Source organism: uncultured Sneathiella sp., from assembly GCF_963976355.1.
In the GTDB taxonomy this organism is placed as follows: Bacteria; Pseudomonadota; Alphaproteobacteria; order Sneathiellales; family Sneathiellaceae; genus Sneathiella.
The window spans coordinates 13,993-29,027 of sequence record NZ_CAXBKA010000014.1; the positions used below are offsets into that span (position 1 = coordinate 13,993).

14 protein-coding genes are annotated in these 15,035 nt (G+C 55.4%); 9 read left to right on the top strand and 5 right to left on the bottom strand.

All coding sequences use genetic code 11. From position 1 onward, the window contains the following. Nucleotide 1: 1 nt before the first annotated feature. Both AAC599_RS19415 and AAC599_RS19420 read right to left on the bottom strand, forming a co-directional pair. Nucleotides 2-883 (bottom strand): SDR family oxidoreductase, encoded by an 882-nt coding sequence (locus tag AAC599_RS19415; RefSeq protein WP_293963454.1) that lies wholly within the window; start codon nucleotides 881-883, stop codon nucleotides 2-4. A gap of 222 nt (nucleotides 884-1,105) precedes the next feature. After that, a complete protein-coding gene (locus tag AAC599_RS19420) occupies nucleotides 1,106-2,431 on the bottom strand; it encodes a TetR family transcriptional regulator (RefSeq protein ID WP_293963456.1) in 1,326 nt (441 codons plus the stop codon). Nucleotides 2,432-2,562: 131 nt separating this feature from the next. On the opposite strand from AAC599_RS19420, the gene AAC599_RS19425 reads away from it, so the two are divergent. The 7 genes from AAC599_RS19425 (at nucleotide 2,563) to AAC599_RS19455 (ending at nucleotide 11,409) form a co-directional block, all read left to right on the top strand. Beyond that, the gene (locus AAC599_RS19425; protein ID WP_340152051.1) at nucleotides 2,563-3,327 is read left to right on the top strand and encodes a glucose 1-dehydrogenase; all 765 of its coding nucleotides are present in this window, start codon (nucleotides 2,563-2,565) and stop codon (nucleotides 3,325-3,327) included. A 264-nt stretch (nucleotides 3,328-3,591) separates the two neighbouring features. Then, nucleotides 3,592-4,773, top strand: coding sequence for an acyl-CoA dehydrogenase family protein (locus AAC599_RS19430; protein WP_340152052.1), 1,182 nt, complete (start codon nucleotides 3,592-3,594; stop codon nucleotides 4,771-4,773). Beyond that, on the top strand, nucleotides 4,770-5,549 hold the full coding sequence (locus AAC599_RS19435; protein ID WP_340152053.1) for an enoyl-CoA hydratase/isomerase family protein: 780 nt from the start codon (nucleotides 4,770-4,772) through the stop codon (nucleotides 5,547-5,549). Before AAC599_RS19430 ends, AAC599_RS19435 begins: the two co-directional genes overlap by 4 nt. A gap of 30 nt (nucleotides 5,550-5,579) precedes the next feature. Continuing rightward, nucleotides 5,580-6,740, top strand: a complete 1,161-nt coding sequence (locus tag AAC599_RS19440) for an acyl-CoA dehydrogenase family protein (protein ID WP_340152054.1) — start codon at nucleotides 5,580-5,582, stop codon at nucleotides 6,738-6,740. An 81-nt stretch (nucleotides 6,741-6,821) separates the two neighbouring features. After that, nucleotides 6,822-8,429: a carboxyl transferase domain-containing protein gene (locus tag AAC599_RS19445; RefSeq protein ID WP_340152055.1), complete on the top strand. Its 1,608-nt coding sequence runs from the start codon at nucleotides 6,822-6,824 to the stop codon at nucleotides 8,427-8,429. Between the two features lie 11 nt (nucleotides 8,430-8,440). Continuing rightward, complete coding sequence (locus AAC599_RS19450) at nucleotides 8,441-10,456, top strand: biotin carboxylase N-terminal domain-containing protein (RefSeq protein WP_340152056.1); 2,016 nt, start codon at nucleotides 8,441-8,443, stop codon at nucleotides 10,454-10,456. Beyond that, entirely contained in the window at nucleotides 10,453-11,409 is a 957-nt protein-coding gene (locus AAC599_RS19455; RefSeq protein WP_340152057.1) for a hydroxymethylglutaryl-CoA lyase, read from the top strand. Before AAC599_RS19450 ends, AAC599_RS19455 begins: the two co-directional genes overlap by 4 nt. Before the next feature lie 79 nt (nucleotides 11,410-11,488). Here the strand turns inward: AAC599_RS19455 and AAC599_RS19460 are convergent, their stop codons facing one another. Further along, nucleotides 11,489-12,298, bottom strand: a complete 810-nt coding sequence (locus tag AAC599_RS19460; protein WP_340152058.1) for an enoyl-CoA hydratase/isomerase family protein — start codon at nucleotides 12,296-12,298, stop codon at nucleotides 11,489-11,491. 115 nt (nucleotides 12,299-12,413) lie between these two features. Here AAC599_RS19460 and AAC599_RS19465 point away from each other — a divergent pair, with 115 nt between their 5' ends. Then, nucleotides 12,414-13,043 carry a hypothetical protein gene (locus tag AAC599_RS19465; protein WP_340152059.1) on the top strand — a complete coding sequence of 210 codons (630 nt, stop codon included), beginning with the start codon at nucleotides 12,414-12,416 and terminating at the stop codon, nucleotides 13,041-13,043. Then, nucleotides 13,030-13,185, top strand: a complete 156-nt coding sequence (locus AAC599_RS19470) for a hypothetical protein (RefSeq protein ID WP_340152060.1) — start codon at nucleotides 13,030-13,032, stop codon at nucleotides 13,183-13,185. Before AAC599_RS19465 ends, AAC599_RS19470 begins: the two co-directional genes overlap by 14 nt. Here AAC599_RS19470 and AAC599_RS19475 read toward each other — a convergent pair. Together AAC599_RS19475 and AAC599_RS19480 are read right to left on the bottom strand one after the other, a co-directional pair. After that, nucleotides 13,154-14,008: an IS1595 family transposase gene (locus tag AAC599_RS19475; protein ID WP_340152061.1), complete on the bottom strand. Its 855-nt coding sequence runs from the start codon at nucleotides 14,006-14,008 to the stop codon at nucleotides 13,154-13,156. The two genes, AAC599_RS19470 and AAC599_RS19475, sit on opposite strands and share 32 nt — an antisense overlap. Nucleotides 14,009-14,143: 135 nt before the next feature. Then, the gene (locus AAC599_RS19480; RefSeq protein WP_340152062.1) at nucleotides 14,144-14,881 is read right to left on the bottom strand and encodes a transglutaminase family protein; all 738 of its coding nucleotides are present in this window, start codon (nucleotides 14,879-14,881) and stop codon (nucleotides 14,144-14,146) included. Between the last annotated feature and the right edge of the window lie 154 nt (nucleotides 14,882-15,035).

A 15,035-nucleotide genomic window follows, 5' to 3' on the forward strand; every position in this document is an offset into this window, starting at 1 on the left:
GTTATTCCTGCGACTGTCGTGCGCGCGGATTATCGGGCTCAAAATACTCCGGACGGCCTGTCGGCCAAGGGTCTCCCCACATCTGCTGCCCCCCGTCGACCGTCAGGACCTCCCCGGTAATAAACTTGCCGGACGGCGCCGACATATAGGCCACGGCCTCCGCAATGTCCCATTCATCACCGGCACGCCGCATCGGGTTGGAATCCTTGAACGTCGCCGATCCTTCGGGCGGGTAGTGGGCAAAGCCCGTGCTCTCACAGCAGCCGGGAGCAACACAGTTCACGCGAATGTCGTAAGGCGCCCATTCAACGGCGACCGATTTGGACAGGTAGGTCACCCCGGCGCGCGCCGCGCCGGTATGAGCAATCCCCGGCATGCCGCGCCAGATATCGGCGGTGATATTAACAATGGCACCGGGCCGTTTCTGTTCAACCCATTTGCGGGCCGCCGCCTGCATCATCCACCAGGTGCCGTTCAGATTGGTGTCAATCACAGCGTTCCAGCCTTTGGAGGTATAATCAAGGGCGGCCTGCGGGAACTGGCCACCAGCGTTGTTGACCAGAATATCCAGCTGTCCGAACCGGGCATGAATATCGTCAATGAAGCCGTTAACTTGCTCCGTATCACGGATATTGAGTTGAGCAATCATAACTTGGCCGCCGAAACTTTCGAGAAACGTCGCCGCAGCCTCCAGTTTTTCCGCGTTGCGGCCGCAGATGGCGAGATCGGCACCCAGGCGCGCGAACAAGGCCGCAATTGCACGGCCAAGACCACTGCCCGCCCCAGACACGACAACTACCTGCCCGGCAAACAGATTAGACTTGAATACAGTCGGGTTTTCCCTAAGTTGAGTTTCGGAAAATCCAAAACTACGAACAGACACCTCTTCCATTTCCCCCCTTTTCAGACGATGTTCTCCCGCCTTTTATAAAAAAACTAACATCTGTTAGAATTGTCTTCAAGCTATATTTTCTATTGTCAGAAGAAAATGAAATCCCGGTCTTGTTTTTAAGTGCTGCGGCCGATTTGCCATGATGAATTTCCCGGGTTTCCCTGTACCACCCCTAAGCCAATGTCATGTCTTGGAAAAAATAATGACAACATTTTATCCGCCGGAACCGCGATCCGCGTAATGACGAACGATACCATCCAGCAACAACGTCTGCAACATCACAATCATCTCTTGAAGTGTATAAAACCCAGCCCTCTCGCCTTCTGCCGGATCAAACCACTCGACCGTCCAGTTCAGGGCACCCAGCATGACCTGGCGGAGCGGCACAATCTCTATATCTGGACGGATTTTACCGGCCTCCCTTGCCATATTGAGGCTTTTATCCCAGACCCGCGAATAATCGTGACGAATAGGCCGGTGCCGGGCGCGTACTTTTTCCGGTAGATGGCCATATATGCGGAGGTTCGCAGAACTAAATTCGCTGCGGGCAAAAAGAAACATCATATGAGTCCGGATAGCTGCGGCGATCCGACCGCGGTGATCGGGAAAGTGCGTTTCATCGGCCAGCACCTTGGCAACGCCCTCGAATAAATCCCGAAGACCACGGTCGAGAACCTCATCCAGAATTTCGCTCTTCGAACTGAAGTGATAATAAATGCTGCCCGCTTCCATACCTGCCGCATCGGCAATATGACGCACTGTCGATGCTTTAAAACCGCGGTTGCGCATCACCTTTGCTGCGGAAGAGAGGATGTGAGAGCGAGTTTGTGCCGCTTTTGATCCTTCCGACATCAGCAAATTAACCTGATCACCCTCGGGAAATATTTTCTCGACAACCGGCTTTCCCGGTTCGGTCAGCATGCCGTCGAGAATCAACTCCGTCGCCTTGTTGGAGAAAATTTCTATGGAATAACGATTGGCATCAAACCACTCAACCGTCCAGTTGAGCGCACCAATTACAAACTGCCGAAGCGGAACAATCTTGATATCGGACCGGATACTGCCTGCCGCCAGCGCTTTTCCCAGGGCATCGTCCCACTCATCGGCATAGGCGCGGCGCAACGGCCGGTGACGTTCGCGCATCGCGGTCGGCAACATCGAGAAATTCCGGATGTTTGAGGATGTGAAATCGCTGGCCTGAAGCAGATAGGTCAAGTGGGTATGGACCATCGCCGCGAAGATTTCCCTAAACCCCTCTCCCTGCGCTTCGCATGCCGCCCGTGTTTCTTTTACCGCCTCGAAAACCTGTCGCAGCCCCAAGTCCAGCACTTCGTCCAGAATCTCATCCTTGGAATTGAAATGATAGTAGATGCTGCCCGCCGCGATACCCGCCGCGGCGGCAATCTTGCGCAGGGTCGATGCCGTATATCCCTGATCGCGAAACAGGCGTGCGGCGGCGGCGAGGATGAGGGAACGGGTCTGCTCTGACTTGCTCACCAACGTCTTTAGAGGTTCGGAAATAAGTGGTTTCGAACTCATGGGTTTCTTATTTCTTCTAGACAACACAAAGAAAAATGCGATAAATCTAACAATCATTCGATTTTACACTTAATTGAAAGAGAAAATCAAATTAACACTCATAAATAATCATTAATACAGGAGAGGATCAAATGCGAGGACTTAAGGGAAAGCGCGTTATTATTACCGGTAGTGGCAGCGGAATCGGTCGGGAAATTGCCCGCCGTTTCGCGGAAGAAGGCGCCGAGGTTGCGGTTTTTGACATGAACGAAGACGGGGCTGCCGAGACCGTCAGCTTAATCGAAGCAAACGGCGGAAGGGCCACTTCATATATCGTAAATATTACGGATCGCGCTGCTATTGATGCGGCGGTCAAGCTAGTGGAAAGCAGTGGCCCAGTTGACATTCTGGTCAATAACGCGGGCTGGGACAAGATTGTCTCTTTCCTTGATTCGGATGTAGATCTTTGGAAAAAGGTCATCGATATAAATCTCTACGGTCCGCTGCATATGCACCACGCAGTACTTCCCGGCATGGTGAAAAACGGTGGAGGCCGGGTGATCAATATCAGTTCGGACGCCGGTCGTGTCGGCTCCTCCGGCGAGGCTGTTTATTCATCCTGCAAAGGGGGCATCATCTCTTTCACCAAAACAGTTGCCCGCGAGCTTGCCCGCTCCGGCATCCAGCTGAACGTCGTCTGCCCCGGGCCGACGGATACCCCTTTGTTTGCGGAAATTGCCGGGGGCGAAGAAGGCGGGAGCAAGATTGCCGAAAGCCTGAAGCGGGCGATACCGATGCGACGCCTCGCGCAGCCAGCCGATTTTCCTGGCATTGTCTGCTTCCTCGGCTCCGACGATGCAGGCTTTATTACCGGGCAGACAATTTCAGTCTCTGGCGGACTGACCATGCACGGTTAAAGCGTCGCCTAATAGTCGCTTCTTCGGCATCACTCCTGAGCGATGGCAAATATCATTTCCCGTTGCTCATTTATTATACTACCCGTTCCACTGAATATTGCTGACCCGCTTAGAATGTTACCGTTTTCTATTCGCTGCTTTCCGTCCTTCTGAGCATCAATTTGAACAATCAGCAAAATCCGGTTTTAACTGCTTGCTAGGATTTCTAACATTTGTTAGGATTTTTAAAAGATGGGCCCGCCCATCGTAGAAGGGAGACCACGCATGAACTTTCTACCGACCGACGACCAGTTGGCATTTCGCGACACTGCTGTACGGTTTGCCCGTGAAAAGCTGGCCGGCACCTATCTCCAGCGCGCCAGAATCCATACCCTCGACAGGCAACTGGTGCGCGAAATGGGCGCGCTTGGCCTGATCGGACCGGACCTGCCGGAAGAATTCGGCGGCATGGGCCTGGATTACACAACGGCAGGCCTGATGACGGAAGCGATCGCCTATGGCGACTTCAATATCAGCTATATCCAGCTTCTCGCCTCCCTGATGGGCGGGATGGTCGCGCAGCATGCCGGGCGGGATATTTCCATGGAATGGATCCCCCGAGTTATCGCAGGGGAAAAGATCATCGGTCTCGGCCTGACGGAGCCGCGCGGCGGTTCCGATGCGGCGGGCCTGCAACTCAAAGCCGAGAAAACGGCCAATGGCTGGCGGCTCAACGGTGAGAAAACCTCCATGAGTGCCGCCGATCAGGCGGATGCCGCCGTCATCTTCGCCCGTACCGAAGACGGCACCACCGGCTCCAACGGGGTCAGCGCCTTTTTTGTCGATCTCACCGAAAAAGGCATCAGCCGCACCCATTTCGATGATATCGGCACCAAGCCCGTCGGGCGCGGATCGGTCTTCTTCGACGATGTTGTTATTCCATCGGAATGCCTGATGGCGACGGAAGGCCGGGCCTTCGGCACCATCATGGCGGGGTTCGATTTCAGCCGGGCGCTGATCGGTCTGGAATGTATCGCCCCGGCGCAGGCCTCGGTCGATGAAACCTGGGCCTATATTCAGGAGCGGGAGGCATTTGGCGCCCCCCTCGCCCAGTATCAGGGCGTGACTTTCCCGCTGGCCGAAGCCGAAACCCAGCTCACCATGATGCGCCAGCTCTGCTACTATACCCTGAATCTCCGCGATAGCGGCAACTCCCACACCGCCGAGGCCGCCATGTGCAAGTGGTATGTGCCCAAAACCACCTGCGAGATCATCCATCAGTGTCTGATCCTGCATGGCCATTACGGCTACACCACAGACCTGCCGTTTCATCAGCGCTATAACGACGTTCTCGGATTGCAGATCGGCGATGGCACGGCCCAGATCCAGAAGCTGGTCATCGCCCGCGAGAAGGTTGGCCGCGTTGCCCTGCAATATGACAAGCAGGCGAAAGGAGGCGCCGCGTGACATCTCCAGTAACGACAACTATGGAGGGGGCCGTCGGCATTATCGAGCTTAACCGCCCGGAAAAATTCAACTGCCTGTCACTGGAAGTCCATGAGCTGATCGACAAGGCCCGCGCCGCCTTCGAAGCGAACCCGGAGGTCCGGGCCCTTCTGATCCGCTCCACCGGCAAGCATTTCTGCACCGGTGCTGATCTCGCCGAGGTGAAGGGCAGCCTCAAAGATACGGAGGCGCTGGATCATTTCATCGGCTCCGGAATGGACGTTCTGATGCGGCTGGAGGCGAGCCCCCTGCCCGTCATCGTCGCGGTTCAGGGTCTTTGTCTCGCGGGCGGGCTGGAGCTGGCGCTCGCCGCCGATGTCTGTTTTGCCGCAAAATCCGCGAAATTCGGCGATCAGCATGCGCAGTTCGGCCTGATTCCCGGCTGGGGCGGCAGTCAGCGGCTGGCCCGTCTCGTGGGGCTGCGCCGGGCGCTTGATCTGATGTTCTCCGCGCGCTGGCTGACGGCGGAGGACGCCCTGAATATGGGCCTCGTCAATTATCTGGTGGCGGATGAGGAGTTGCAGCAGCACTCCCTCGACTACGCAACAACCCTGACGACACGATCGCGGGACGGGCTCACCGCGATGAAGCGGCTTGCCCGCGCTGGCGTTGAAATGCCGCTGGCCGATGCGATGGATCTGGAGCGCGGCGCGGTCGTCCGCCACCTTCAGGGCGCAGACACGGCGGAGGGGCTGGATGCCTTTGAAAATCGCCGCACCCCCAATTTCAATCAGTAACCGCCAGCGCGGTGCAAGAGGGTAGAAAAAATGGACTTTACACTGAATGACGAGCAGCGGCAGATCTATGAATATGGCGGGCAGCTTGCGCAGAAATTCGACAATGGCTACTGGCTGGAACATTCCCGCCGCAAGGCCTTCCCTGAAGAAATGTTCGCGAAGATCGCCGAAGATGGCTTCCTCGGGCTGATGGTGCCGGAGGAATATGGCGGGGCGGGCCTCGGCCTCGCGGAAATGGCACTGTTCATGGAGGGAACCTCCAATCACGGCATTCCGCTTCTCAGCATTGTCGTCGGCCCCTGCATGTCGTTGTCGCATCTCGCCAAACATGGCACGGAGTTCCAGCGGCGGGAACTGCTGCCCGCCGCCTGCCGCGGCGATATCAAATTCTGCTTCGCCATAACCGAGGCGGGGGCCGGATCCAACTCGATGAAGATGACGACCATCGCCAAACAGAAGGGCAACCGCTTTTCCCTCAATGGCGAAAAGACATTCATCACCAGTGCCGATCAGTCCGACTATTGCCTCGTCGTCGCCCGCACCATGCCGCATGATCAGGTGGCAAAAAAGACCGATGGCTTCACGCTTTTCGCCGTCGACCTCAAGAAAAAAGGCGTCGATATGCAGCGCATCCGGATATCGATCCCGCTGCCGGAGGAACAATGGACGCTGTTCTTTGACGATGTCGATCTCGGCCCCGAAGATATCGTCGGCGAAATCGACAACGGCTTTTCCATCCTGTTCGACACCCTCAATCCGGAGCGTATTCTGGTCGCCGCCATCTGCTGCGGCGTTGGTCGCTTCGCCCTCGACAAGGCCGTCGCCTATGCGTCCGAACGCAACGTCTTCGGTCAGCCGATCGGCGGCCATCAGGGCGTGCAACATCCGCTCGCCAAGGCCTATACGAATGTCGAAATGGCCAGCCTGATGGGGCGGCGTGCGGCGTGGGAGTTCGACAACGGCCTGCCCGCGGGCGGCTCCTCCAACATGGCGAAATATGCGGCGGCGGAAGCCGGGGTTGAAGCCGTGGACGCGGCCCTGCAGGCCCATGGCGGATCCGGCTTTATGGAGGACACCGGCATCTACGAGATGTACCCGCTTGTGCGGCTTTTGCGGACCGCGCCCGTCAACCGGGAGCTATGCCTCAGCTTCATTGGTGAAAAGGTCATGGGGCTGCCGCGCTCCTACTAGAATAAAACTGACGATTTCAGGGTTCAGGCGCCTTCGGGACGTGAAGTGCCACCCTCATTTGCGAGAAGATACGAACAAATCATGACGATCCTGAAAACTACTCTCAATACGGCGACGACCGAATTCGCCGAGAATGACGCTCACTATCGCCGCCGGATCGACGAGCTTCATGCGTTGCGGCGCGAGCAGCGTATCGGCGGGCCGGAGAAGATCCGTGCCCGTCATACCGACAAAGGCAAGATGCTGCCGCGCGAACGGGTCGAGCGGTTGATCGACCCCGGCATTCCGTTTCTTGAGCTGGGGGAGCTGGCCGGGCTTGGCAAGTATAACGACGTGCCGCCGGGTGCGGGCATTATCACGGGGATCGGCATGGTTTCCGGCCGTCACTGCATGATCATCGCCAATGACGCGACGATCAAGGGCGGGACCTATTTCGGCATGACGACAAAGAAACATGTGCGGGCACAGCGCATTGCCTGGAACAACCGCCTGCCCGTCATCACGCTGGTCGATAGCGGCGGCGCGTTCCTGCCTGATCAGGAGAATATTTTTCCCGATGAAGGACAGTTCGGCTCCATCTTTCACAATCAGGTCGGGATGTCCGGCGACGGCATCCCGCAGATCGCCGTCGTCATGGGGCCGTGCACGGCGGGTGGGGCCTATATCCCCTCCCTCTGCGATGAGGTAGTGATCGTGCGCGGTCAGGGCTTCATGTATCTCGGCGGGCCGGAGCTGACCTTTGCCGCGACGGGGGAGAAAGTCGATGCCGAAACCCTCGGCGGCGGGAAAATGCATTCTTCCGTGTCCGGCGTGACCGACCATCTCGCGGAAAACGACGCTCATGCCCTCGCCCTCACGCGGGAAATCGTCCTGCATCTTGGTGAAGCGGCGCTGCCGCGTAAAACCCCGGCGACGCCGAAGGCGCCCGCCTACCCGATCGAGGAAATTTACGGGATCGTCAGCCGCGATGCGAAAGTACCGACCGACAATCGCGAGGTTGTTGCGAGGCTGCTCGACGGCAGCGAATTTCATGAGTTCAAGCCACTCTATGGCGATACCCTGATGACCGGCTGGAGCCGCATTCATGGCCATGAAGTTGGCGTGCTTGCCAATAACGGCGTGCTGTTCGTTGAATCGGCGCTGAAGGCGGCGCATTTCATCAATCTCTGTGTCCAGCGCGATATCCCGCTCCTCTTCCTTGCCGATGTCAACGGCTTCATGGTCGGGCGAGAGGCAGAACAGGCGGGCATTGCCAAGGCGGGCGCGAAGATGATCACCGCCATGTCCTCGGCGCGGGTGCCGAAATTCACTGTCATTACCGGCGGCTCCTACGGCGCGGGCTATCTCGCCATGCTTGGGCGCCCCTTCCAGCCAGATGCCATGTTCATCTGGCCAAGCGGGCGGGCGGCGATCATGGGGCCGGAGCAGGCCGCCAGCGTCCTCGCCCAGGTACGCAGCCAGATCAACGATCGCGAGGGAACAAGCTGGACGGTAGAGGAGGAAGAAGCCTTTAAGGCGCCGATTCGCGAGGAATATGAGACCTTTCAGGATCCTTACAACTTTGCCTCCAACCTCTGGGTTGATTCGGTGATCGAGCCGGGTGAGACCCGCGAGACCCTTGCCCTTATGCTCGACGTCGCCGCCCGCAGGCCGAAAGTGGACACCAATTTCGGCGTCTTCCGTTTCTGATGGGGAAAAGAATGAAAATCAACACCCTGCTGATTGCCAACCGCGGTGAAATTGCCTGCCGGATTGCGAGAACGGCACGCGCTCTCGGAATAACCCCGGTTGCCGTGCATTCCGAGGCCGACAGAACCGCCCGTCATGTGCGCGAGATCGGCCGCTCGATCCTGATCGGCGCAGCCCCGGCGAGCGAGAGCTACCTCAATATAGCCGCCGTTCTGGACGCCGCACTGCGCAGCGGCGCCGACGCCATCCATCCGGGCTATGGCTTTTTGTCCGAAAATCCGGATTTCGCCCGTGCCGTGGAGGCCGCCGGAATGATTTTTGTCGGTCCGACCGCCGAAACACTGGAACGGTTCGGCGACAAGGCGAGCGCCAAGGAGGCGGCAATTGCCGCGAATATTCCCGTCATTCCGGGAAGCGAAGGTGCCCGATCGGACCCCAACGTCATTCGCGCGGAAGTTCTGCGCATGGGCCTTCCCGTATTGCTGAAAGCGGTCGGCGGCGGCGGCGGACGCGGCCAGCGGCTGGTCCGGGCCAAGGCGACGCTGGTGGCGGATATCGAAGGTGCGCTGCGTGAGGCACGCTCGACCTTCGGCTCGGAAGGACTGATTCTTGAGCGTTTTCTCACCGATGCCCGCCATGTGGAAATCCAAATCATCGGTGATGGCGACGGCAAGGTCCTGCATCTTTTTGAACGCGACTGCACCCTGCAACGCCGTCACCAGAAGGTCATAGAAGAAGCGCCTGCCTTCGGTTTGCCGCGCCCGTTGGTGGACAGGATGGCGGCGGATGCGGTCCGACTCGGGGAAAGCCTGAATTACCGGGGGCTGGGCACTGTCGAATTTCTGGTCCCCGGGGAAGAATATTTCTTTCTTGAGGTCAACCCCCGCCTTCAGGTGGAGCATCCGGTGACCGAAGCGATTACCGGTCTCGATCTCATCGCGCTCCATCTCAAAATTGCGGAAGGCGGCGGGCTTGCCCTCGCGCAGCAGGATATCACTTGCACCGGCCATGCGATCGAGGCGCGGCTCTATGCCGAGGATCCCGGCGAGAAGTTCGCGCCCTCGACGGGCGACATTACACATCTTTCACTCCCCGACGACATCCGCCTCGACAGCGGCGTTGAGGAAGGCGACAGCATCAGCTCCTTTTATGACCCGATGATCGCCAAGCTGATCGTCCATGCCCCGGACCGGGCGACGGCGCTGATTGAGCTTGCCCGCGCTCTCCGCCGCACTGCCGTTGCGGGCGTTGAGACCAACCGCGCCTTTCTGTCGGCGCTCGTGTCAAATACGGATTTTGCCGGAATGGCTGTTCACACCCGCTGGATCGACGCCCATCTTGAGGAACTGACCCGCACAACTGCCGATCCCCGCGGCCGGTTATTCGAAGCGCTCGCGGCTGTTCTCTATGTGATGCAGGGACGGCGGGATGATGACGGCAATCCGTGGCGGAACCGCGATGTCTTTACCGGCTGGCGGTTCGGGCTCGGCGATGATCTGGCTGAGGCCTGCCAACGTGTCAGCCTTGCAAGGCTTGGCGAGACGGCGTGTGACCTCCGTGTAACGCCCATTCACCGGGGTGGCCATTTTATTGTCTATGATGCCGAGGATACGCCGCTTTCCCTGTCCGCCGAGAAGATCGGTCCACAAAGCTGGCGGGTGACCCACGCCGGGGAGAGCCTGATCGTGCGCGCGAAAGTACGAAATACGCTGGTCGAGATCGAAACGAACGACGCCTGCCATCTTTTTGAGGCGGCACCGCCGCTTGCCTTTGCATCCGGCGATGTGGGGGCGGACCGTATCCTGACCTCCCCGCTGACCGGCCTGATGATCAAAGTGCTTGTGTCGGAGGGGGACGAGGTACAGATTGGCGATACCGTCGCCATTCTCGAATCCATGAAGCTTGAAATCTCCATCAAGGCGGCGACAGCAGGGCGTGCCCGAAATATCTCCGTCACCGAAGGGGCTATGGTCGACCGTGGCCGGGCCATCGTTGAAATCGCAGAAAAGAAAGAGGCCGAAACATGAGTGATTTTCCAAAATTCGTTGAATTCCATGAAGAAGGACCGCGCGAAGGCTTTCAGATTGAAAAGACAATCTATCCGATTGAGGAACGTATCGAACTGATCAATCTGCTCAGCGAGACTGGGCTGAAGAATATCCAGGTCGGCTCCTTCGTCAGCCCGAAATATGTGCCCCAGATGATGGATACGGGGGAGCTGTTCAAACGCATCCGGCGCAGAGATGGCGTCAAATATACCGCGCTCTGGCTGAATGAGCAGGGCTTTCGCAAGACGCTCAGCGCCCATAACGTCGATATTAAGGCGCAGCTTCTGTTCTATTCCTCCGACAGTTTCAGCCGCAAGAACAACAATCTGTCGGCGATGGAAATGCGAGAGAAGCAGCGCGACTGGGTCCGGCTTTACAAGGAGGAAGGCCTACCGGTTGAGCGGGCCTATGTGATGGCGGCGTTTGGCTGCAATTTCGAAGGAAATATTCCGAAAGAGCGCGTTCTCGATGATTTTCGCTTTATCCTCGACCTCGCGGAAGAAGAGAAAATTCCCGTCCCGGACCTGATGCTCGCCGACACTATGGGCTGGGGAAATCCGGACAGCGTCAAGCGGATGATCGGAGGGTTACGCGACATCGCACCGGAGGCCCGCATCGGCATGCATATTCACGATACCCGCGGCCTCGGGATTGCCAATCTTCACGCGGCGCTGTCCATGGGGGTGGATCTGTTCGACAGCTCCGTCGCCGGGCTCGGCGGCTGCCCCTTCGCCGATCATGGCAACAGTCGCGCCGCTGGCAATGTCTGCACCGAGGATGCCGTGTTCCTCTGTCATGAGCTTGGCATCGAAACCGGAATCGACCTCGACAAGCTGATTACGGCCGCCCGCCGCGCTGAAACCATCATCGGCGCACCGTTGATGGGCCGGGTAATGCATTCCGGCGGGCTTGATAAATACCGTAAAGGCTAGCTAAGCTCTTTAAAAAAAGGCCCGGAAACTAGCGTTGCCAGTTCCCGAGGCACAATAGACATTGATTTTCGCCCAGAGCTTAGATCGGGCAGTCTTTGCGAAAATTCGGCGCACGCTTTTCCCGGTGCGAGGCAACGCCTTCCTTCACGTCATCTCCCATGAATCCGAGCATTTCAAGCGCAGTAGATGCATCAAAGATTGGTCCTGCCTGACGCAGCCAGTTGTTGAGGGAATATTTCGTCCAGCGAATTGCGCTTTGAGAACCAATGGCAAGGTCCTTTGCGATACCTAGTGCTGCTTCCTGCAGCTCATCATCCTCGACACACATGGACACCAGACCAATGCGCTCTGCTTCTTCACCTGATACCTGTTTGCAGGTCAGCAAATAGTATTTGGCCTTAGCCATACTGCACAGAAGTGGCCAAACAATTGCGGCGACATCACCGGCCGCAACGCCCAATCGGGGGTGGCCATCAACAATTTTCGCACGCTTACCTGCTATAGAAATATCAGCCAGGATACCGACGACCAACCCTGCGCCTGCCGCCGGGCCGTTTATCGCGGAAATGATTGGCTTATTGCAATTAATGATATTGTAAACGAGATCTTTTGCTTCTTTCCAGGTTTTCATGATCTCATCGAAGTTTCCGGTCATTTTTTCAATCAACCCAAAATCACCGCCGGCCGAAAATGCCTTGCCTTCGCCGGTGACGATGACGGCATTAATGTCTGGATCGCGATCAATATCGCGCCAGATATCCGTCATTTGCGTATGTGATTCCGCATCTACGGAATTGAACGTTTCGGGATTGCTAAACGTGATACGCAGGACACGGTCGGCAGGATAGTCAAATTTCAACTTGTTGTAACTAGAGTATCGATCAGTCATTCTGGGGATCTCCCTTTATAAGATTACGCGCTTATCCCCTTGACGTATGTGTTGCCTCTTTTGGGGTATTTATTCCATATTGTAATTCGACACACACGCGAACTGGAAGTGCAAAGTGGGAAACGGAAGCTGGATTCGAAAAGCGATTGCAGAGGGTGGTATTAAAGCTATCGCGTTTTATGTTTTTACAAAGGTTCTTCTGCCGGTGAGGATGCCTATGATGACCATTGTTATGGGCTACGCAAGTGGCGCTCCCTGGTTTTATATATGGATTGGGTTTTTAGCGTCCTTGGCTTTTGTATTTCACTGGCTTCTTAAAATGAACGAATGGATGTTTAAAATAAAAGTCAAAGATAAAATAGCCCTAGCGGGATTGTTCCCTTTTTTTGACGTAGATGGAAAACATGGCGTTCAATTACAATTAGCAAGTTTAGCAGAATTTCCTATAGATTTTAGAGTTGAAAATTTCGACTTTAGATTAGGCGGAAGGGTTCCAGAAGATGAACAAGTGTTTTCTTCTACAATTCCTCCACATGGTAAGGGGTGGAAAAATTCTGGAACCGTAGATATCGATGTTAATGAAAATAAACCCATAACGGGAACATTAAAGTATTCAATAGAATATGGAAGAAACAAAACTTTTAATAATGTCCTTGATGGCAATATATCCCTGTCTTTTATTCGCAATGAAAACGGAGAATATCATCTTTCGTGGGGTCAAGGGGAAGCACATGAGCAGGGGTAAGCACTTAAGTCTTGAAGAGGCACGCAAGGAAGGCAAGCTAGAGCAGTTTGCTAAGGAGCATCCGTCTAAGGGCGACAAGAAATTGTTCGATAAGCTGTTTAAAGCTATGGCTAAAAAGAAGCCAGAAGACGGGAAAACATGATTTCAGGGGTTTTCCGCATGTTGTACCTGTATTCAAACTCGCCAAGGTATTTGTCTAGGTGCTGTCTGGAGACATGGATATGAGTGCCTTTGATGCTGCGTTTGATCTGCGACCAGAACCCCTCAATAGCGTTCACATGGACGGCATCACGGGCATACTGTCCGCAACCATGCTCATCCGTTTCATGGGTGTAGCCGACCTTATCAAGGCCGCGATAAGCGCCCCATTCGTCGGTCTGCATTTCAGAACCTTCGGAAACATTTTCCCTAATATGCCCTTGAAGAACCAAACGGCTGGCGTTGGGAACGATTTTCGTCATAACAGCCCCATTACGCTCCAGCATATCGAAAACAACGGTCTTGCCAGAAGCGCCGCGACCCCGTTTACCCTTGCGCTTGCCGCCAATATAGGTTTCGTCGGCTTCAACCGTACCAGAGAGGCAGTTGTCGCCATCGATCATAGTCATATACTTGCGGATTTCATGGCCCATCCGCCACGCGGTCTTGTAGGTCACGCCAAGCTGTCTCTGCAATTCTTTGGCGGGGACACCATGACGGGAAGTCGTAAACAGGTACATGGCATAAAACCACTTCTGCAATGGAGTTCTCGACCGCTCGAAAGGGGTGTCTTTCATAGGGTGAATATGATGACCGCAGTTACACGTATATGCTGGCATTTTGGACAGTTTGCGAAACTTGCCGTATTCACCGCATTTCTCGCAGTACAGTTCCTCAACATTGCCGAAGCGGGTAACAAACAAATGCTCAAGACACGTGTCGTCATCGGGAAACTGTTTCATAAATTCAAGAACGCTGTAAGTCATCATTATCTCCTATCCATTGTAGATAGTGATTTAATCTACATACGTCAAGGGGATAATTGCGTAAGATTATTAGTTCTCTGGACCGGTTGGAAATGGTCGTCGGTGTTTAGTTACACGCCGGTGGTGGCGGAGATTTCATGCCTTGGCACCCTCATTGCGGGCAGTAAACTCGTCATCAATTTCCTCTGACGCCTTTTTCTCGGCACGTTCCTGGTTGAAGGCCACCAGTCCCGGATAGGTCGTATAAAACTCCTTCAGGAATACACCAATCGGGATGTCCTTGAACAGACCGCGGTCATTAACATATTCCATATGACGCTGCTCCTGCTGATTGAACTCGTGGAAAAGCGCATCCGACTTGCCATCAAACACCAGCGGCTTGACGCCAAAGCGATCGCACATATCGGAATTGAAGGCGGGCGTTATCTTGTACGTCTTCCCATCCAGCCAGACCTGTACATAGCCATGATAGATAAAAATATCCGTCCCCATCAATTCCGCCAACTTTGGCGTATTGAGGTGGTTGCGAACATCCGCAAAACCAAGGGCTGCCGGTATCCCTGCCGCCCTGAGACAGGCAGCGAGCAAAATTGCCTTCGGAACACAGAATCCTGAGTCGCTTTTGGCAATAGCGCTGGCACGATAGAGATCAGCAGTCAGCGGCAAATTATAAGGATCATATCTCAGGCCATCACGTACCATCTCGAACAGTCGGATCGCCTTTTCAGTATCAGAGATATCTTCCGATAGATCCTTCAGTGCCTCCGCGACATAAGCTTGAATTTCGGGTGAGTCACTATCCACAAACTCCCCCGGAGACAGGAACTCGGCAACCTCCTCCGGAAGGTTTTCAGTATGTGTATGTGACTGCATTATCATTCCTTATTCAGACGATAGACAAATATATTTCTAACATTTGTTAGATTATTGTACTGAGATATATCCGTCAATCTAATAGAGCCTTTTTTAAGAAAATTATTTTGCCCTGCAATGAAGAAGTTTCGATGGTGCCGTCAGACGAATGCAA